This window comes from Pseudomonas sp. p99-361 (assembly GCF_003935475.1).
GTDB classification, from domain to species: Bacteria; Pseudomonadota; Gammaproteobacteria; order Pseudomonadales; family Pseudomonadaceae; genus Aquipseudomonas; species Aquipseudomonas juntendi.
This window is the reverse complement of record NZ_RHQO01000049.1, coordinates 15093-34053: the sequence shown is the minus strand read 5'-3', so window position 1 is coordinate 34053 and position 18961 is coordinate 15093. Positions and strand designations below refer to the sequence as shown.

General features: G+C 64.2%; 15 protein-coding genes and 1 pseudogene. 10 read left to right on the top strand and 6 right to left on the bottom strand.

What is annotated here, in order from left to right; translation table 11 throughout:
- Positions 1 to 276 precede the first annotated feature (276 nt).
- On the top strand, positions 277 to 1140 hold the full coding sequence (locus tag EGJ22_RS19065) for a DUF2242 domain-containing protein (RefSeq protein WP_029886329.1): 864 nt from the start codon (positions 277 to 279) through the stop codon (positions 1138 to 1140).
- A 33-nt stretch (positions 1141 to 1173) separates the two neighbouring features.
- Here EGJ22_RS19065 and EGJ22_RS19060 read toward each other — a convergent pair whose 3' ends face one another.
- Complete coding sequence (locus EGJ22_RS19060; protein ID WP_029886330.1) at positions 1174 to 2427, bottom strand: arsenic transporter; 1254 nt, start codon at positions 2425 to 2427, stop codon at positions 1174 to 1176.
- 7 nt (positions 2428 to 2434) lie between these two features.
- On the bottom strand, positions 2435 to 3679 hold the full coding sequence (locus tag EGJ22_RS19055; protein WP_029886331.1) for an MFS transporter: 1245 nt from the start codon (positions 3677 to 3679) through the stop codon (positions 2435 to 2437).
- 232 nt (positions 3680 to 3911) lie between these two features.
- Here EGJ22_RS19055 and EGJ22_RS19050 point away from each other — a divergent pair, with 232 nt between their 5' ends.
- The 4 genes from EGJ22_RS19050 (at position 3912) to tcuB (ending at position 8464) form a co-directional block, all read left to right on the top strand.
- Entirely contained in the window at positions 3912 to 4706 is a 795-nt protein-coding gene (locus EGJ22_RS19050; RefSeq protein WP_029886332.1) for a substrate-binding domain-containing protein, read from the top strand.
- A gap of 78 nt (positions 4707 to 4784) precedes the next feature.
- Complete coding sequence (locus EGJ22_RS19045) at positions 4785 to 5705, top strand: LysR family transcriptional regulator (RefSeq protein WP_029886333.1); 921 nt, start codon at positions 4785 to 4787, stop codon at positions 5703 to 5705.
- A gap of 142 nt (positions 5706 to 5847) precedes the next feature.
- Positions 5848 to 7302, top strand: a complete 1455-nt coding sequence (gene tcuA, locus EGJ22_RS19040) for an FAD-dependent tricarballylate dehydrogenase TcuA (protein ID WP_125920346.1) — start codon at positions 5848 to 5850, stop codon at positions 7300 to 7302.
- On the top strand, positions 7283 to 8464 hold the full coding sequence (gene tcuB, locus EGJ22_RS19035; protein ID WP_029886335.1) for a tricarballylate utilization 4Fe-4S protein TcuB: 1182 nt from the start codon (positions 7283 to 7285) through the stop codon (positions 8462 to 8464). Before tcuA ends, tcuB begins: the two co-directional genes overlap by 20 nt.
- A 59-nt stretch (positions 8465 to 8523) precedes the next feature.
- On the opposite strand, the gene EGJ22_RS19030 is transcribed toward tcuB, so the two are convergent.
- A complete protein-coding gene (locus EGJ22_RS19030; RefSeq protein WP_009683764.1) occupies positions 8524 to 9417 on the bottom strand; it encodes a LysR family transcriptional regulator in 894 nt (297 codons plus the stop codon).
- 147 nt (positions 9418 to 9564) lie between these two features.
- Between EGJ22_RS19030 and EGJ22_RS19025 the strand changes: the two genes are divergently transcribed.
- The 4 genes from EGJ22_RS19025 to EGJ22_RS19010 all read left to right on the top strand — a co-directional run bounded on the left by EGJ22_RS19025 (position 9565) and on the right by EGJ22_RS19010 (position 14770).
- The gene (locus EGJ22_RS19025) at positions 9565 to 10644 is read left to right on the top strand and encodes a 4-oxalomesaconate tautomerase (RefSeq protein ID WP_029886336.1); all 1080 of its coding nucleotides are present in this window, start codon (positions 9565 to 9567) and stop codon (positions 10642 to 10644) included.
- A gap of 72 nt (positions 10645 to 10716) precedes the next feature.
- Positions 10717 to 12030 (top strand): dicarboxylate/amino acid:cation symporter, encoded by a 1314-nt coding sequence (locus tag EGJ22_RS19020; RefSeq protein WP_029886337.1) that lies wholly within the window; start codon positions 10717 to 10719, stop codon positions 12028 to 12030.
- Between the two features lie 122 nt (positions 12031 to 12152).
- A complete protein-coding gene (locus tag EGJ22_RS19015; RefSeq protein WP_009683761.1) occupies positions 12153 to 13457 on the top strand; it encodes a CitMHS family transporter in 1305 nt (434 codons plus the stop codon).
- Positions 13458 to 13516: 59 nt separating this feature from the next.
- Positions 13517 to 14770: an OprD family porin gene (locus tag EGJ22_RS19010; protein ID WP_029886338.1), complete on the top strand. Its 1254-nt coding sequence runs from the start codon at positions 13517 to 13519 to the stop codon at positions 14768 to 14770.
- A gap of 90 nt (positions 14771 to 14860) precedes the next feature.
- On the opposite strand, the pseudogene EGJ22_RS19005 reads toward EGJ22_RS19010, so the two are convergent.
- A pseudogene (locus EGJ22_RS19005) lies at positions 14861 to 15954 on the bottom strand (SDR family oxidoreductase).
- A 74-nt stretch (positions 15955 to 16028) separates the two neighbouring features.
- Here EGJ22_RS19005 and EGJ22_RS19000 point away from each other — a divergent pair.
- Entirely contained in the window at positions 16029 to 16421 is a 393-nt protein-coding gene (locus EGJ22_RS19000; protein ID WP_029886339.1) for a MerR family transcriptional regulator, read from the top strand.
- Positions 16422 to 16632: 211 nt separating this feature from the next.
- Here EGJ22_RS19000 and EGJ22_RS18995 read toward each other — a convergent pair whose 3' ends face one another.
- Positions 16633 to 17718, bottom strand: a complete 1086-nt coding sequence (locus EGJ22_RS18995; RefSeq protein WP_029886340.1) for an AraC family transcriptional regulator — start codon at positions 17716 to 17718, stop codon at positions 16633 to 16635.
- 4 nt (positions 17719 to 17722) lie between these two features.
- Positions 17723 to 18841, bottom strand: coding sequence for a carbon-nitrogen hydrolase family protein (locus EGJ22_RS18990; RefSeq protein ID WP_029886341.1), 1119 nt, complete (start codon positions 18839 to 18841; stop codon positions 17723 to 17725).
- Positions 18842 to 18961: the final 120 nt, after the last annotated feature.

Sequence of the window (18961 nt, the reverse complement as noted above, 5' to 3'; positions counted from 1 at the left end):
CAGCGGTAGTTCAGTCGGTTAGAATACCGGCCTGTCACGCCGGGGGTCGCGGGTTCGAGTCCCGTCCGCTGCGCCATCTTCGCCCCTAGGCCCCATGAACGCCTTGAGGCAACGTCAAAGCGACCTTCGGGTCGCTTTTTTCGTTCTGGTACCTGGCTGTTATTGGCCTGGGCCCACATTTACACCAACCTTACAGGTTCTTCACCGACCAGTGGTTGGTGTGCTTGCCTGCTGTGTTGCACAATAGGCACCCTCTCGACATACCCGGAATACGCAATGACCAGATCTTCCGTCTTTGGTGCGCTCGGGCTGGCCCTGGTGCTGGCGGGCGTGAGCGGTTGTTCCTCGAAAAAAGCGGCCGTCTACGAGCACGAGAACTTCGCTGACTCGGGTACGTTCTCGCGCAGTTTCCCGGTAAGCGATGCCGGCTCTTGCGAGGCGGCGCGGCGCGCCTTGCTCAGCCAGGGCTACATCATCACCAGCAGCGGTGCCAACCAGGTAGTGGGCAATAAGAGCTTCCAGCAGAACAGCGAAAACCACCTGCAGATCAGCTTCAACGTTACCTGCGCGCCAGACGCGAGTGACGACCAGCACTCGACCATGTTCGCCAACGCCCTGCAGGACCGCTACGCGCTGAAAAAGTCCAACACCTCGGCCAGCCTGGGCGTGGGCGTGCTGGGGTCGGTGTCGATGCCGATTGGCTCCAGCGACGACTCGATGGTCAAGGTCGCGAGCGAGACGGTAACGGCGGCGCAATTCTATGATCGCTATTTTGCCTTGGTGGAAAGTTACCTGCCCAAGCCGAAGAAGGTCAGCAAAGCCAAGGTCGAAGCGCCAAAAGTAGAAAAGCCGGCGGTTACCCTGGGGCTGCCGGAGCAAGCGGCGGCGAACCCGCTGGCACCGACCCCAGCGGCAGCAGCGCCGGCGCCCGCTGCTGAAACTACGCCCGCCGCGCAGGCCGCGCCTGTCACCGAAGCGCAGCCCGCGCCAGCAGCGGCTGCCCCAGCCACGGAGTCGCCAGTGGTACCTGTAGTGGATGACAGCCAAGGTTCGCAGCCGCTGGCACCGCCGCCCGAAGCAGCGCCGATTCAGGTGCAGCTGGAAGCGCAGCCGGCCGAGGCAGCCACGGCCATGCCTTGATGCTTTAGCAGTGCTGGCCGCTGGCGGGCCCTGTCATACCCACAGGGCCAGCAGCGCGGCGGCCAACGCAGGCGGCATCACCAGCGCACCCAGGCACAGAAAACGCCATGCGCTGACATGTTCCCCTTCCCGGCGGATCGCCACCAGCCACAACAGGGTGGCCAGGGAGCCGGTAATCGACAGGTTCGGCCCCAGGTCGACGCCGATCAGCAAGGCTGCAGTGGTTTGCTGGGGCAGCGCCACCAGCGAGCCCATGGACCCGGCGATCAACCCGGTGGGCAAGTTGTTCATCAGGTTGCTGGCGATCGCCACACCCACGCCGCCGACCCAGCTGGCGGTAACCGGTGTTTGTGCGGACAGGCTGGCCAGTGCCTGGGCGAGGCGCTCGATCAGCCCGGTCTGTGCAACGGCTTCGACCAGTATGAACAGGCCTGCCACCAAGGGCAGCACGCCCCAGGCCACGTGGCGCAGCACCGGCAGTGGGCTGCGTCGTTGCCACAGGTGGATCAGTGCCGTGGTCGCCACCCCGGCACAGAACGTTGGCAGCCCCAGCGCCCGATCCAGTGCCGAGGCGCCCAGCAGCAACGCGCCGGTGACCACGATGCCCATTGCACACAGGCGGGCGCCAGTCGTCAGGGGCGCGCCGCTCACGCTCAGCGCCAGCGGTTGGCGGATCTGCCGGCGCTGAGTCACCCGCAGCACCCCATAGGTCAGGCAGATTGCGGCCAGGGAAGGCAGGCTGAACTGGCGTAGCCAGTCCAGCAGTGGCGGCATATGGCTGCCGAATACCACCAGGTTGGCAGGGTTGGAGATAGGCAGGACGAAACTCGCGGCGTTGGCGATGAACGCGCAGATGAACAGGTAGGGCAGCGGGTCGGCCTTGGCGGCCTTGCACGCGGCATAGACTGCCGGGGTCAGGACCACGGCCGTGGCGTCGTTGGACAGGAACACCGTAACCAGCGTGCCCACCAGGAATACCAGGTCGAACAGCCGTTGCCCGGAACCCCGCGCATGCTGCACGGCATACCGTGCCAGCCAGTCGAACAGGCCTTCCTGGCGAGCGAGTTCGGCCAGTACCATCATGCCGATCAGAAACAGGTAGACGTCACCGCCTTCGGCCACCGCGGCCAGGGCCCGCCGAGGCGTCATCAGGCCAAGGCCGACCAGCAGCACCGCCCCGCCCATGGCCCAGACGTACTCCGGAACGCGCCATGGGCGCAAAATGACGCCGCAGGTCGCCAGTGCGGCGACCGCCCAGATGATCAATGCACTTTCACTGACAGGCATAAGGCGCTCAGTTTCCGACAGGGGTGGGCAGTGGCGCTGGCAGGCTGCGCGGGTGCGTTTCTGGCAGCGCCAGCACTACCAGGATGAAGGCGACCCCGGCGATACCGGCCAGGGTCAGGAACGCCGCATCGTAGCCTGCAGCCTGCACCACCAGCCCGGCGATGCCAGGGCTGAGCGCGGCGCCCAGCCCGAACACCGCGGTCAGCGCGCCAAGGCTCACATTGAATCGGCCGGTGCCTTCGGTCAGGTCCTTGACCACAATCGGGAACAGCGCACCGAAGATCCCGGCGCCGATGCCATCGAGCAGTTGCACGCCCACCAGCCAGAACGGGTTGTCAGACACCACATAGAGCGCCCCGCGAAGCGGCAGTATCAGGAAACCGATCAGCAGGAACGGTTTGCGGCCCCAGTGTTCGGCCTTGGCGCCTACCAGCAGCGCCATGGGCACCATCACCAGTTGCGCGGCAACGATGCAGGCGGAGGTCAGCGGGGTGGCCAGCTGCAGGTCGACCTGCGAGAGCTTCTGGCTGACCAGTGGCAGCATGGCCGCGTTGGCCAGGTGAAACAGCGCGCAACACGCGGCGAATACCAGCAGGGTCCGGTTGTGCAGCAGTACACGCAGCCCTGCAGGGGCGTCATCACCGCCAGGGCCATGCGCCAGGCCGCGAGCCAGTTGGTGATCGATGGCCGTGGCAGGCACGCAGCTCACTGCCACCACACTGGCCACGGTCAAGACGGCCATCAGGTAGAACACCACCACCGGGCCGAACAGGTAGGCCAGGCCGCCGGCCAGCAGCGCCGAACAGGCGTTGCCGGCATGGTTGAAGGTTTCGTTGCGGCCTACCCGGCGGGTAAAGGCCTTGGGGCCGCTGATGCCCAAGGATATGGCGGCAATCGCTGGCGCAAAGATCGAGCCCGCCAGGGCACTGATGGTCTGGGTCAGGGCTACCCCGCTGAACGAGGAAATCCACGGCAACAACAGGCAGCTGCCAGTCACCAGCAGCGCAGCGATCACCACCACGGCACGCTTGGCTTTGGTACGGTCGATCAATGCCCCTGCCGGGGTTTGCGCCAACAGTGCAGCAATGCCTGCCAGGCTCATTACCAGGCCGATGCTTGCCGGTTGCCATTGATGCACCGCCAGCAGGTAGATGGCCAGGTATGGCCCAAGCCCGTCGCGCACATCTGCCAAAAAGAAGTTCAGCCAATCGAGGGCGCCGTCGGGGGAAGCGGGAGAGCGTGGTTTGGCCAAGATGCAATCTCGAAAGGGATCATGGGAGGAGCGCACCTGCGGTGTGCACCGGCCGCAACGGACAGGCACACGGCTTCGCCCGGGCCATGCTCGGTGGTCGTTATTCAACTGACAACTGGGTGTAGAAAAGCGCTCCGAAAACCGTAAGTGAAACATTCTTAATGGCTGCTTCACGCCGCAGGCGCTTCCCGCTTCGCTAGCATGCCGTGCTTTTACTGCGGAGAAAACTCCAGTGTTTCGAATGTTGTCCTGTGCTGCTGTATTGGCATCTTCATTGACCTGCTCGCTCGCCCAGGCTGCGCCTGCCGAACCGCCAACCCTCACGGTCCTGAGCTCCGGTGGCATCATGGGCGCAATCCGGGAAGTGGCGCCTGCCTACGAGAAGAAATTCGGGGTCAAGCTGCAGGTGCTGGCCGCGCCTTCCATGGGCGAAACGCCACAGGCCATTCCCAACAGGCTTGCCCGTGCCGAGCCGGCGGACGTTGTGCTGATGGTGGGTGCTGCCCTGGACAAGCTGGTGGCGGGTGGCCAGGCTGACAAGAGCAGCCGGGTCGACCTGGGCCAATCATTCATCGCCATGGCCGTGCGCCAAGGCCAGCCCAAGCCGGATATCAGCACCTTGCAGGGCTTGCGCGCCGTACTGCTCAACAGCAAATCCGTGGCGTACTCCGACAGCGCCAGCGGCGTCTACCTGTCCAAGACCCTGTTCCCCGGCATGCACCTGGGTGCTGGCTTCGCGGCCAAGGCCCACATGATTCCTGCCGAGCCGGTAGGCGCTGTGATCGCTCGCGGCCAGGCTGAAATCGGCTTCCAGCAGTTGAGCGAGCTCAAACCCGTCAAGGGCATCGATATCGTTGGCCTGATCCCGGCCGAAGCCCAGAAAATGACCCTGTATTCGGGCGCGGTGGTCAGCAACAGCCAGCACCATGCCGCCGCGCAGGCGCTGCTTGACTACCTGGCATCGCCACAAGCCGACGCAGCGATCGAGGACAGCGGCCTGAAGCCACTGCCCCATTCGCGCGGTTAGCGGCAGGGGGCGGCGCCATCGGGCCTGCTACAGGCTAAGATGCGCAAGGATAGCCCCCTATCGTTGAAAGAGAGCTGTATGGAGTTACGTCAACTTCGCTATTTCCTGAGTGTTCTGGAGCACGGCAGCCTTGGCAGGGCTGCGGTCGAGCTTGGTATCGGTGCTTCGGCACTGAGCCAGCAATTGTCGAAGCTGGAAAGCGAGGTCTGTACCCGGTTGCTGACGCGCTCGAGCACCGGCGTGTCGCCGACTGCTGCGGGCCTGGCCTTCGAGTACCACGCGCGCCTGGCCCTGCGCCAGGCAGAGCATGCTGTGCTGGCCGCGCAAAGCGGCCGCATGAGCGGCTATGTCAGCGTGGGCCTGGCGCCGACTACAGCGTCGGTGCTGGGCCTGGCGCTGATCGACAAGATGCGTGAACGCTACCCCGACATCCGCCTGCACCTGGTGGAGATGCTGTCGGGCTACCTGGTGAACCAGCTCAACGCCAGGCACCTTGACCTTGCGGTGTTGTTCCAGGCAGAAGCGGGCCCGCGGCTGGATGTGCGGCCGCTGCTGACCGAGCGGCTGTTTGCACTCATCCCCGCCGCGCTGGTGCGCCCCGAATGGGGTGAATCGCTGACGTTGCAGCAGATCGCCACGCTGCCTTTGGTGATGCCCAGCACACAGCACGGCTTGCGCGCGACCCTGCGCGCGATCTTCGAGCGTGCCGGGCTGGAGGCCAACATTGTCATGGAAGTCGATGGCCTGTCGCTGCTGACGGATTGCGTTTGTGCGGGCCATGCCGCCACCCTGCAGCCGGGCGCCACGGTGGCCCGGGCGCACCAGGCGGGGTTGCGGGTCTATGCCATTGATGATGCCCAGGCGCAGCGCCGCAATGTGATGGTCAGCCTGGCCGACGACGAGCTGTCACCGGCTGCACTGGCGACCCGGATCGTGCTGCAGGAAGTGGCGCGGGCGCTGGTGGAGCAGGGGCGGTGGCCTGGCGCCCGGCTGCTCTGACGGTGGCCCGCCGCTTGCCCACCCTTTAGAAAAACTGAAGGCCCCCCCGGTGTCACCGCGTTTCGCCCCCCCCGGGCACTGATTAAAGTCCCTGGCCACGAGGAGCAGCCGACCATTCGGCGCTTCGTGACCTGGAGGCGAAATGATCGATGTGCTAGTCATCGGAGGGGGTAATGCCGCCCTCTGTGCCGCGCTGATGGCGCGCGAGGCCGGAGCCAGCGTGCTGCTGCTCGAAGCCGCACCCCGCGCCTGGCGTGGTGGCAATTCCCAACACACGCGCAACCTGCGCTGCATGCATGACGCCCCGCAGGATGTGCTGGTCGAAGCATACCCCGAAGAGGAGTTCTGGCAGGACCTGCTCAAGGTCACCGGGGGCCAGACCGACGAAAAGCTCGCGCGCCTGGTGATCCGTGCCTCTGCCAGTTGCCGGGGCTGGATGCGCCGGCATGGCGTGCATTTTCAGCCTTCCTTGTCGGGTGCGCTGCACACTGCCCGTACCAACGCGTTTTTCATGGGGGGTGGCAAGGCACTGGTCAATGCCTATTTCCGCAGCGCCGAAGCGCTGGGCGTGCAGATACGCTACGACACGCCTGTGGCCGACATCGAGCTGGACAACGGCCGCTTCGTTGCGGCCCATGTGCCGGCGCGCGAGGTTCAGGGGCGCACCCTGCCGGGCGAACGTATCGAGGCGCTCAGTTGTGTGCTGGCGGCCGGTGGCTTCGAGTCCAACCGCCAGTGGTTGCGCGATGCCTGGGGGCAGAACGAGCGGGGCGAATGGCCTGCGGACAACTTCCTGATTCGTGGTACGCGGTTCAACGAAGGGGTGCTGTTGCGCCGCATGATCGAACAGGGTGCCGACACCATCGGCGACCCCACGCAAGCGCACATGGTGGCGATCGACGCCCGGGCGCCGCTTTACGACGGCGGCATCTGCACGCGTATCGACTGTGTGTCGCTGGGGGTGGTGGTCAACCGCGACGGCCAGCGCTTTTACGATGAAGGCGAGGATTTCTGGCCCAAGCGCTATGCCATCTGGGGCCGGCTGGTGGCTCAGCAGCCAGGGCAGGTGGGCTTCTCGATCATTGACCAGAAAGCCCTAGGTCGTTTCATGCCGCCAGTGTTCCCGGGCGCCCGCGCCGACACCCTGGAGGGGCTGGCGGCGTTGCTCGGTTTGCCCGTGCCGGCCTTCGTCGAGACGGTGCAGGCCTACAACCGCGCCTGCCGGGTCGGCAGCTTCGATCACACCCGCCTGGACGACTGCCACACCCAAGGCCTGCAACCGGTGAAAAGCCACTGGGCTCGGCCGCTCGACACGCCGCCTTACTACGGCTACCCGCTGCGCCCCGGCGTGACCTTCACCTACCTGGGGCTGCGCACCGATGAAACGGCGGCCGTGCATTTTGCCGGTCGGCCCAGCCCCAACCTGTTCGTCGCCGGCGAAATGATGGCGGGCAATGTGCTGGGCAAGGGCTACACGGCAGGTGTCGGCATGTCCATCGGCACTGCCTTCGGCCGCATCGCCGGCACCAGCGCCGCTGCCGCAACCGGCCACGACCATCCAGAACACGAGAACGACCATGACCGCGCAACTGCCTGAAGCACACCAGCCCGTCGCCCAACCCGCAGCACTTGAACTGATACCTGCGCTGAACCTGGAAGAGCAGGAAGTCGACCGGCAAATGCGTATCTGCAACGCCTGCCGCTACTGCGAGGGCTTTTGTGCCGTATTCCCGGCAATGACCCGTCGGCTTGAGTTCGGCAAGGCCGACATCCACTACCTGGCCAATCTGTGCCACAACTGTGGGGCCTGCCTGCATGCCTGCCAGTACGCCGACCCCCACGAATTTGCCGTGAACGTGCCCCAGGCCATGGCCAAGGTGCGTGGCCAGACCTACGCCGAGTATGCCTGGCCGGCCCGCTTCGGCCGGCTGTATCAGCACAACGGCAGCTACGTCGCCGTTGCCCTGTCGCTGGCCCTATCGCTGTTCCTGCTGCTGACCTTGTGGCTCAACGGCACGTTGTTGCCGGGGCGGCTGGCCGGAAACTTCTACGCGGTATTCCCGCACAACACCCTGGCATTGATGTTCGGTGGGGTATTCGCTGCGGCGGGCCTGGCGCTTGGGGTGACGGTACGTCGCTTCTGGCGCGCTGTCTCGCCTGCAAGCGCCCAGGCGCAACCCGCCCAAGGCGCCGTGCTGGAGGCAACCAGCGCCGTGTTGACCTTGAAGTACCTGGACGGTGGCCACGGCCAGGGCTGCAACAATGCCGATGACCGCTACACGCTGTGGCGCCGGCGCTTCCATCACATGACCTTCTACGGCTTCATGCTGTGCTTTGCAGCCACGGTGGTCGCTACCGGCTACCACTACCTGCTGGGCCAGCAGGCGCCATACCCGCTGCTCAGCGCGCCGGTGCTGCTGGGTACCCTGGGGGGTATCGGCCTGATCGTCGGCCCGCTCGGGTTGCTGGCGCTGAACCTGCGCCGGGCCCCGGAGCAGGGCGACGTCGCCCAGCGCCCCATGGACCGTGCCTTCATTCTGCTCCTGCTGCTGGTCAGCGCCAGTGGCCTTGCCTTGCTGGGCCTGCGTGATACCGCAGCAATGGCGATCGTGCTGGCGCTGCACCTGGGTACGGTCATGGCGCTGTTCATCACGTTGCCCTATGGCAAGTTCGCCCATGGGCTGTTCCGCTCGGCGGCCCTGCTCAAGTTCGCCATCGAGAAGCGCCGCCCCAACACCCTCGGCCTGGGCGGGGAATGACGATGAGTGCTGCCGCCCTGCACCCCTCGCTGCACCCAGGCCAACGCCAGGCTGACCGGTCAGCGGTTGGGCCACTTCTCCAGCAGGATCGAGACGAATTTTTCCGCCGCCGGCGACAGCGAGGCGCCACGCCGGTAGACCAGGCCCAGGGTGCGAGTGACCTCGGGTTCGGTCAGCGGCACGCTGACCAGCGTCGGGTGGTCGGCGTTGGGCATGGCCAGGCTGGGCATGGCCGACACGCCCAGCCCGGCTTCGACCATGCCCAGCGAGGTGGACAGGTGCTGCACTTCATAAAACCACTTGGGCCGCAGGTTGAGCCCGGACAGGGCGTGGTCCAGCAGCATTCGGTTGCCGCTCAGCCGGCCCACGCCAATCAGGCGGTAGTCGGCCAGTTCCGTCCAGGTCACGCATTCCCGGTTTGCCAGCTTGTGGTCGCGACGGCAGGCCAGCACGAAATGCTCCTGTACCAGCGAGACGAACTCGATGTCCGGGTGCTGGCCGCTCATCATGTTGATGCCGAAGTCGGCTTCACCGCGCAGCACGGCTTCAAGCCCGTCGTTGGCACTGAGGTCAAGCAGGCGGATACGGATCTTCGGGTATTGCTCGTTGTAGTCGCGAATCACCGACGGCAGGAAATAGAACGCGGCGGTGGGGATGCAGGCCAGGGTCACCTGGCCGGTCTGGCGCTCGGCCAGCTCGCGAATGCTCAGGATCGAGTCTTCGAAGTCATCCAGCAGGCGCCTGGCCTTGGGCAGGAAGTCGCGCCCGACACTGGTCAGGCTGACGCGACGGGTGGTGCGCTCAAGCAGGGACGTGCCCAACCCTTCTTCCAGCTTCTTGATCCGCCGGCTGAGCGCCGGCTGGGACAAATGCAGCGCTTCCGCAGCCTCGTGGAAACTGCCGAGTTCGGCGATTTTCACGAAAGATCGGATGTCTTGGAGTTCATATTCCATCTCGAATCGCTCTCTGGCCCCGGTGTTTAATTGATGCCTGGATCGGAATAATAGCTACGATATTTGCATTGGATTGATTTATCCATCCCTGTCAATCTTGTGTCCACAACATCAATGATGTCCATTGATCAACAAGAGTGCGAAATCATGCAACGAATTCCTTGCGTACTCATGCGCGGTGGCACCTCCAAGGGGCCGTTTTTCCACGCCTGGGACCTGCCTGCCAACGTGGTCGAGCGCGACGAATTACTGATCAACCTGATGGGCTCCGGGCATGAACTGGAGATCGACGGGATCGGTGGCGGTAGCCCGCAGACCAGCAAGGTGGCGATTGTAAGCCCTTCGCTGCATGCCGACGCTGACGTAGATTACCTGTTCGTGCAGGTCATGGTCGCGCAGCGCAGGGTCGACACCGCCCCTAACTGCGGCAACATGCTGTGCGCCGTTGGCCCGTTCGCCATCGAGCAAGGGTTGGTCAAGGGCCAGGAAGGCAAGACCCTGGTGCGCATCCGCAACCTCAACACCGGAACGTTCGTCAACTCGCTGGTGGAAACCCCCGGCGGGATCGTGCGTTACGAAGGCCGCACGGCGATCGATGGCGTTCCGGGCACTGCCGCCCCGGTGCAGCTGACGTTCCTCGATGCGGTTGGCAGCAAGACCGGCAAGCTGTTCCCGACCGGCCAGGCCATGGACGTGATTGACGGTGTACCGGTCACCTGCATCGACATGGCCATGCCGATGATGGTGGTCGAGGCCAGCCAGCTCGGTGTCACCGGTTCGGAAACGCCTGCCGAACTCGATGCCAACGAGGACCTGCTCAAGCGCCTGGAAGCGCTGCGCCTTAAGGCCGGCAAGGCCATGGGCCTGGGCGATGTCAGCGGGATGGTCATCCCCAAGCCGGTGTTGGTTTCCAAGCCGCGCTATGACGGCACCCTGCAGGTTCGCTACTTCATGCCGCACAGCTGCCACCGCGCGCTGGCCATTACAGGTTCGATCGGGTTGGCCACTGCCTGTGTCAGCCCTGGCACCGTGATCGGTGAACTGCTGGGCGAGGGCGCCGAGCAATTGACCGAAGTGCGCCTGGAACACCCAAGCGGTGGCATCGATGTGGCATTGTCGCGCACCGGCGCCGATGGCAAGACCATCCAGGCCTCGGTGGTGCGAACTGCCCGACGGTTGTTCTCAGGTTTCGTTTACGCCCCTACATTCCGCAGATTGGCCGGGTAGCTCTGGCAGCCGTTCAGCTCCAAACAATTGCAACAAGCGCATCCGCACAATTTCAACAATGGGTGATGCCTCATGAGACTCGCCAAATCGCTGTACTTTCAGATCCTCTGCGCCGTCCTGCTGGGCGTAGTGGTCGGCCACTTCTGGGCGCAACAGGCTGTTGCGCTCAAGCCGCTGGGTGATGCTTTCATCAAGCTGATCAAGATGATGATTGCCCCGGTGGTGTTCTGCACCATCGTCACCGGCATCGCCGGCATGACCGACAAGCGCTCCCTGGGGCGCTTGATGAGCAAGACATTGCTGTTGTTCCTGGGCCTGACCGTGGTCAGCCTGATGATCGGCCTGGCGGCGGTGTACCTGTTCCGCCCGGGCGTCGGCATGAACATCGACCCTGCGACCCTCAGCACTGCCGGGCTGAGCCAGTACGCTGCGTCGGCGGCCAAGCTCAGCGTGGTCGACTTCTTCATGCACATCATCCCGGACACCTTCATCGGTGCGTTCAACAAGGGTGAGGTGCTGCCGGTGCTGTTCATCGCCGTGCTCAGCGGTTTTGCCCTGTCGTCCATGGGCGAGAAGGGCAAGCCGGTACTGAATGTGCTGGAATCGGCCTCGACCATGGTGTTCCGCATCTTCGGCTACCTGATGCGCTTCGCCCCCATCGGCGCCTTCGGTGCACTGGCGTTCACGGTCGGCCAGTACGGCGTGACCTCGCTGGGTGCCTTGGCCAAGCTGGTCGGTACGCTGTATATCGCCTGTGCGTTCTTCGTGCTGGTGGTGCTCGGCGGCATCTGCCGTGCCTATGGCTTCAGCCTGTGGAAGCTGCTGCGCTACTTCCGCGAGGAGTTCCTGGTGGTGCTCGGCACGTCCTCCACCGAGCCGGTGCTGCCGCGCATGCTGGAGAAGCTGGAGAAACTGGGCTGCAAGAAGGGCGTGGTCGGGCTGGTGCTGCCTACCGGCTATTCCTTCAACCTCGACGGCACGGCCATCTACCTGTCGCTGGCCGCGGTGTTCATCGCCCAGGCCTGCAACATCGACCTGACCCTTGGCCAGACGGTGACCATGCTGGCGATCATGCTGCTGTCGTCCAAAGGGGCAGCGGGCGTGACCGGCAGTGGTTTCGTGGCCCTGGCCTCGACCCTCACCGTGATCCACGACATCCCGCTCGCCGGGCTTGCCTTGCTGATCGGTATCGACCGCTTCATGTCCGAAGCGCGCGCCCTGACCAGCCTGGCCAGCAACGCCGTCGCGACCGTGGTCATCTCCTTGTCGGAGAATGCCTGTGACCGGAAAACGCTGCTGCGCCGCCTGAACGGAATCCCGGCCGCTGCAGACGAAGCCGATACGGCACAGGCCGACTGGGCTGCGGAGCCTCGGCACCACGGCTGAACACCTTTTCCATCTGTCCTCGCTGACTTGAAATCCCACCCAGCAACCTGACGGTGCGGGTGGGGTAGGGGGCCGTCTGCCCTGCTGGCGGCCGCAACACAATAAAAACAAGAGAAAAAACCATGCTCGCACTCCTGGGCCTGATCATGGTGGTGACCTTCACCTACCTGATCATGAGTAAACGCCTGTCCCCCATCGTGGCGCTCACCGTCGTACCGATTGTCTTCGCAGTGATCGGTGGCTTTGCCCCCGACCTGGGCAAGATGATGCTCGATGGCTTGAAAATGGTGGCACCGTCAGCCGCACTGCTGTTGTTCGCCATCCTGTTCTTCGGCCTGATGATCGATGCCGGCCTGTTCGACCCGCTGATCCGCAAGATTCTCAAGCGCGTCAATGGCGACCCGGTCAAGATCGCCATCGGCACCGCGCTGCTGTCGCTGGTGGTAGCGCTGGACGGTGACGGCACCACCACGTACATGATCACCTGCGCGGCCATGCTGCCGTTGTACAAGCGCATCGGCATGAACCCGATGATCCTGGCCACGGTGTCGATGCTGTCGCTGAGCATCATGAGTGGCATGAGCCCCTGGGGCGGGCCGGCTACCCGGGCCATCGCCGCGTTGGGCCTGGACGCCACCGAATACTTCATCCCGATGTTGCCGACCGTGATCGGTGGCGCTGCCTGGGTGGTATTCACCGCCTTCCTGCTGGGCCGTGCCGAGCGTCGCCGCATCGGGAACATCGCCCTGGAGTCGGGTGGTGGCAATTGCTACATCAAGGAAATCCTTGGCGACGCTCCCTACAAGCGCCCACGCCTGGCCTATGTAAACCTGGCCCTGGTGATCGCCGTGATGACCGCGTTGGTCTTCGGGGTAATGCACGCGGCGATCCTCTTCATGATCGGCTTCGTCGCCGCGCTGATGATCAACTACCCGCAACTGGACTTGCAGAAAGAACGCATCCTCGCCCATTCGGGCAATGCCATGACCGTGGTATTGCTGGTATTTGCCGCGGGCATCTTCGCCGGTATCTTCTCGGGCACCAAGATGGTCGACGCCCTGGCGCAGACCCTGGTCGACTGGATTCCTGCCGCCTGGAGCCACTGGTTCCCACTGGTGGTGGCCCTGACCAGCATGCCATTGACCTTCGTGCTGTCGAACGACGCCTACTACTTTGGCGTGGTACCGATCCTGGCCAATGCCGCGACCGCCTATGGCATCGACCCGATTGAAATCGCCCGCGCCTCGGTGCTGGGCCAGCCGGTGCACCTGATGAGCCCACTGGTGGCCTCGACCCTGCTGTTGGTGGGGATGGTCGACCGCGACATCGGTGATTTCCAGAAAGCCACGGTGAAATGGGCGGTGCTCACATCGTTGGTGATCACTGCGCTGGCGCTGGCCACCGGTGCCTTGTCCTTCTTCGTCTGAACTGCTTCGGGCGCCGACCGGCGCCCCGCTCACCCAAAAACAACAATAGAGTATCAATCATGTCCCGAGCTGTTTTCCGTGGGGCCACCTGTGGCCTGCTGTGCGGCTGGCTGCCTGTGGCCGGCGCCGCCGGTTTCGTCGACGATAGCAAGCTGAAGCTGCAACTGCGCAATGTGTACTTCAACGAAAACTTCCGCGACGAACAGGGCATGAGCCCGCGCGCCGCTGCCACCGCCAAGAGCGAGCGGGTGGAATGGGCGCAGGGCTTCCTGCTCGACTATCAGTCCGGCTTCACCCAGGGCCCCCTGGGGCTGGGGCTCGACGCCATGGGGCTGCTCGGCGTGCGGCTCGATTCGGGCCGCGGCCGCAGCGGTACCGGTTTGCTGCCGACGCATGACGATGGCCGCGCCGCAGACGAGTTTGCCAGTGCCGGCGTGACGGCCAAGGCGCGCCTGGGGCAGACCGTGGTCAAGCATGGCACCTTGCTGCCGAAAACCCCGGTGCTGATCTACAACGATGCACGCTTGTTGCCGCAAACCTACCAGGGCACCCAGCTGACCAGCACCGACATCGACAACCTGACCCTGACTGCCGGGCACCTGAACCGCTTCAAGCTGCGCGACTCCTCTGACAGCACTGGCCTGTACCTGGACGGTTACAGCGGTAACGAGTCTGGCGATTTCAACTTTGCCGGCGCCGATTACGCCGTCAACAAGCAGTTGAAGTTGAGCTATTTCCACGGCCAGCTGGAACATTTCTACCGCCAGGACTTTGCCGGCCTGATTTACGACCTGCCTTTGGCCGGCGGCGTGCTCACCACCGACTTGCGCTATTTCAACAGCCGCGACAGCGGCGCTGCCCGGGGCGGCGAAATCGACAATGACATGTTTAGCGGGCAACTGTCGTACACCCATTCCGGGCACACATTCGGGGGTGGCTACCAGGTGCTCTACGGCAAGGCCGGGCTGCCCTACATCAGCGGCGCCACGGTGTACTCGTTCAGTAACGTGGGTATCGGCAAGTTCATCGAGGAAGAGGAGAAAACGTGGATGGCCAGCTATGCCTACAACTTCGCTGCGGCAGGCATCCCAGGGCTTACCTTCATGACCCGCTACCTCAGCGGGGATAACGGGCGCTCGGCTGACGCTGGGCTGAGCGAGTGGGAGCGCGACATGGAGCTTGCCTACGTGGTGCAATCCGGGCCGGTCAAGGGCCTTGGCGTGAAGCTGCGCAACTACGTGTATCGCTCCGACTTCTCCCGCGGGCGTGACAGCAATCGCATCTACCTGACCTACGACATCGCCCTCTGGTAAGGGCTGAGCGCCGCAGTCAGCCCTGGCGGGTCAGCCTGAGTGGTTGGCCGCACCGGGACGACGTGCAGGCGGTTGCGCGGCCATGTGGGTTCAGGTGTTGGTCGGTATGTTTGCCCCAGGGATGCTGCCGTGGCCCAGGTTGCGTTCGACGTGGCGCACGGTTTTTGCCAATGTTTGGTTGATGTCCGGGTGAGTGAGCTGATACCTGCGTTCCAGTTGCTCGCTGAAACTCAGGTCGAAGCGCTGCGGCTGGATGAAGTCCAGCGACTCGGGGCTGATTGCCAGGCGGGTCGCTATTCCAGGAATTGCCAACAACCACTTCAGCACGCCTATCGGCACATGGTGGCGCGGGGCTTTTACCTGCAGGGTGGCGGCGATATCCTCCAGCAAGCCTTGCAGGTTAGGGGTGTGCGGGTCGAGTGCAAGCACCTGGCGGTTGGCCATTGAAGGGTCGAATGCCACGCAAGCCATCAGGGTAACCAGGTAGTCGACGCTGACCAGTGGCAGCCAATGGCTGGGCGAACCCGGAATGGCCTTGAACCGGCCCAACGCCAGGCCGCTAATCAGTGCTGCCAACGGCTGCCCGTCGAGGATGTGCCCGCGCTCACTGTCGCCGCAGACCGTGGCTGGGTGAACGATCGAGTACGCTGCGCCCGCATGTAGCGGATGACGGCGAAATGCGCTTCCAGCTTGCTCGCCTCATAACCGCCTACGCGGCGGTAAACCGCGGGCCAGTCGGTATGCTCCGGGTCCTCGTGATCCACCCCGATGCTGGCCAGGTGGCTGAAATTCTGCAGCATGTAGCCGCCCACCATCAGCAGGCGGGTGCCCTGGCTAGCCGCCAGCTGCGCGACCCGCAGCGCACCTTGCACATTCACGGCACGGGCATGTTCCAGGGAAAGCCCCCAGGTGAAGTGCGCCGCGAGGTGGAACACCACTGCGGCAGCCGACACGCGTTTGCGGTCGGCTTCGCTGAGCCCAAGGCCTTCTGTGCCGATATCGCCGGCAACTGCCTGTACGCAATCAGGCTTGCCCCCCAGGCGGCCTATCTGTTCACGGAGCCGGGCGAGGTTTTCCGGGTGGCGCATCAGCACCCGCACGGTGTGCCCGGTGGCGGTGAGGCGCGCCAGTAGATGCTGGCCGATAAAACCACTGCCGCCGGTAACGAAGCATTCCACGCTCATGTCAGTTTCCTTGTCTGCAAGATGGGCGCAGGTTAGGGTGTAGAGCGCACTCTAAGGTCAAGGGGTTTTGTGCCATGAACATCGGGGAGCTGGAGCGCCGCAGCGGCGTCGGCCGCCATGCGTTGCGCTATTACGAGCAGCTCGGGCTGATCGTGGCCCAGCGGCAAGCCAACAATTATCGCAGCTACAGCGAGCAGGCCGTCGCTGACCTGAACTTCGTGCAAAATGCCCAGCGGGGCGGTTTCACGCTTGCCGAAATAGGGGAGATACTGGCCGCCAGGCGCGGCAATACCCTCGATTGCGTGCAGGGTGCACTGCTGGTCACTGGCAAAATGGCTGAAATCCAGGCCAAGATTCAGACGCTGCAGGCCGCGTATGAGGTGCTTGATAGCGAGCGTGCCAAGCTCGTCGCCAGTGCTGTTGCGACTGGGCTGACAATTCCTGAAAACATTTCCGCTGGCGCCTGAACGCCTGTTCTCCTACAAAGGACCTTGTGGTACTCGATCGGTGTTGCATCGCGTTTTCACTGGAACGATGGCCGCGTTGCCCGATCATAAGCTTGTCATCATTGCGTCATGCCACTGGCTTAGCATGACGGCGATAACTACGAAGATGAAATGAGTAAAGAGGGAGCAGGACCATGGATGAATACCAGGAAGAACTACTCGAATCCCAAGCCTACGAGCTGGACACCCCGGAACCGGCCGACGACGCCACCGAGCTTTGACCTGCCCGCCGCTGGCTGCGGCGAAACTCTCCCGGCGTAAGGCCCGTCCAGCGCTTGAACGCGCGCTGGAAGGCCTCGGCCGAAGCGAACCCCAATAAATAAGCAATCTCGCCGAACGCCAGTTCCGTATCACGGATGTAGGTCTCGGCCAGGTCGCGTCGTGTTTCATTGAGCAGGTCACGAAACCGCGTGCCTTCTTCGGCCAGCTTGCGCCGCAGTGTCCAGGTGGGCAACTGCAAGTGCAGGGCTACCTCGACCAAGTCCGGTTCGCGGCCACCGTTGAGTAATGGGCCAAGCAGGTGGGTGATGCGTTCACCCAGGCTGCGCACCCGCGTGCGCTGCAGCATGTCTGCTTCACACAACTGCAGCAGGTGCTGCCAGGTGCTGGGGCAGTGCCTGGGGTTGGCCAACTGCAAGGTGGCGCGGCTCAGGCGCAATTGATTACCGTCGGCAGCGAACTGCACCGGGGTGCTGCACAGCGCCTGGTACTGCGCGGCGTAGGCGGGTGCGGCAAATTCGATTTCGAGGCGCTCGGCCTGCAGCGCAACGCCCGCCAGGTCGGCCAGTTGAGCCAGCCAGCCTGCCAGCACCGAGTCCACCACAAAGCGGTTGTAGGCGTTGTAGGGGCTGATGGAGTAGAAACGCAGCCAGGCACCTTCGGCGTCTTCATGAAAGCTGGACTGGCCGCGGTAGTTGGCGGCGTACAGCGGTTCGAAGCGCAGCAAGGTGCGCGCGGCTTCCCCCACGGTAGGCGCCTGGGCCGCAGTGACTCCCGCCAGGCCCGCCTGGGCCAGTCGGCTCAGGCGGCCCATGTGCAAGCCCAGCGCGGCTTCGCCACATTGCTCGATGGCCGCATGGCCCAGGTGCATGTAGCGCGGGATTGAAAGGCGCGCATTGGCTTCGCTCAGGCGCGGTGCCTCCAGCCCATAGCGGCGCAGCAGCGGTTCGGGGGCGTGGCCCAGTTCGCGCAGGGCTTCGGTCAGCGGCTGAACAAAGCCGACCGACAGCTCGCCCAGGCGTACGCGGGGGCGGGCCATGGCCTTACAACCACAGGTTCAGCAAGCGGGCGCCAGGGCTCGGCGTGCCTGCCAGCAACTCACCGGCCTGGCGGGCGAAGCCTTGGCCGTCACTGCCGTGTTCCCAGAACTGCCCCCGCATGAACACGCTCATGCTGCTGACCCCAGCCCCGGCCGCCTCGGTCAGTCGTTGCCAGGCCGTTTGCTCACTGACCTGGCCACGCTGCACGGCCAGCCCGGCACTGGCCGCCTGGTGGCGGTTGCCACGCCAGGGGGCTTGCCAGCTGCCTTTGCCGCTGAGAAACACCGGGTTGGCTACCAGCTGCACGCCCTGGCTGGCCAGTTGCTGATGGTTCTGCGGGTACCAGCTGTCACTGCCCACCAGTACGCCCAGGCGCCCGGCGGGGGTTTGCACGACCTGCAGCGGATAATCGCGGCCCTCCTGCACATAACGGCGCATGTCACTGTCGGGGTATTGCTGGCGTTGCGGTTGGCCGAGCAGGGAACCGTCACCTGCGAACACCACGCTGCTGTTGAACAGTGCGCCACGCCCGGCATGCAGCACGCCTTGTTGCACATAGGGGGCGGGCAGCACGATGGAGCCGGCCACCAGGGTCACGCCAAACTCCTTGGCCAGGCCACCGAACAGCTGTTGATAGTCGGCAGCCATCTGCTCGGCCTTCATGCGCAGGTGGGCGTCGGCACGCCGGTCGTCGCCCTCGGCCGCGAGCATGGCCAGCGCGTAGCGCAGCGGGTTGCTCAGTTCCAGCCATTGCTGGGCCTCGCGGCTCTGGGTGACCTGGTACAGCTCGTTCTTTTCGCCGCGTGCCCACAGCCAGGTACCGATGTGTTCCGGCAGCACGACCACGGTGCGCGGGCCGACCAGGCCCTGGGCGCGCGCCTGCTCAAGGTAGGCGGCCAGCTTGCGGTGCAGGCGTTGCAGGTTCTGGTAGTCGCTGGGGAACAGCAACGGCTCGATACCCAGCAGGTTGCCGCGGTCGCCCGGCACGCCATGGTTCAGCGCCAGTTCGATGCGCAGGTCGGACAGGTAGTGGCCTTCCGGGCGCTGCTGGCTCCAGAAACCGTAGCCGCAGAGCGCGGCGATCATTACCAGCGCCAGGGCGCTTGCCAGAAGTTTTCGCATGAAACAGGACGGCACATTGGCTGACGAAGGCTATCTAGGGTAAGCGCCCTGTTTGCCAGGATCAATAACTTGTCAGTTTCGATCATTGAGCCAATTCAAACGGCTGTTTAATGTCGCTGA

Bases quoted from the DNA above. Each gene is read 5' to 3' on its own strand.
- tcuB (WP_029886335.1), top strand. From the start codon at position 7,283: ATGACCGCGCAACTGCCTGAAGCACACCAGCCCGTCGCCCAACCCGCA.
- EGJ22_RS19045 (WP_029886333.1), top strand. From the start codon at position 4,785: ATGGAGTTACGTCAACTTCGCTATTTCCTGAGTGTTCTGGAGCACGGC.
- EGJ22_RS19025 (WP_029886336.1), top strand. From the start codon at position 9,565: ATGCAACGAATTCCTTGCGTACTCATGCGCGGTGGCACCTCCAAGGGG.
- EGJ22_RS19060 (WP_029886330.1), bottom strand. From the start codon at position 2,427: ATGCCTGTCAGTGAAAGTGCATTGATCATCTGGGCGGTCGCCGCACTG.
- EGJ22_RS19030 (WP_009683764.1), bottom strand. From the start codon at position 9,417: ATGGAATATGAACTCCAAGACATCCGATCTTTCGTGAAAATCGCCGAA.
- EGJ22_RS18990 (WP_029886341.1), bottom strand. From the start codon at position 18,841: ATGCGAAAACTTCTGGCAAGCGCCCTGGCGCTGGTAATGATCGCCGCG.
- EGJ22_RS19010 (WP_029886338.1), top strand. From the start codon at position 13,517: ATGTCCCGAGCTGTTTTCCGTGGGGCCACCTGTGGCCTGCTGTGCGGC.
- EGJ22_RS18995 (WP_029886340.1), bottom strand. From the start codon at position 17,718: ATGGCCCGCCCCCGCGTACGCCTGGGCGAGCTGTCGGTCGGCTTTGTT.
- EGJ22_RS19015 (WP_009683761.1), top strand. From the start codon at position 12,153: ATGCTCGCACTCCTGGGCCTGATCATGGTGGTGACCTTCACCTACCTG.
- EGJ22_RS19020 (WP_029886337.1), top strand. From the start codon at position 10,717: ATGAGACTCGCCAAATCGCTGTACTTTCAGATCCTCTGCGCCGTCCTG.
- EGJ22_RS19065 (WP_029886329.1), top strand. From the start codon at position 277: ATGACCAGATCTTCCGTCTTTGGTGCGCTCGGGCTGGCCCTGGTGCTG.
- tcuA (WP_125920346.1), top strand. From the start codon at position 5,848: ATGATCGATGTGCTAGTCATCGGAGGGGGTAATGCCGCCCTCTGTGCC.
- EGJ22_RS19000 (WP_029886339.1), top strand. From the start codon at position 16,029: ATGAACATCGGGGAGCTGGAGCGCCGCAGCGGCGTCGGCCGCCATGCG.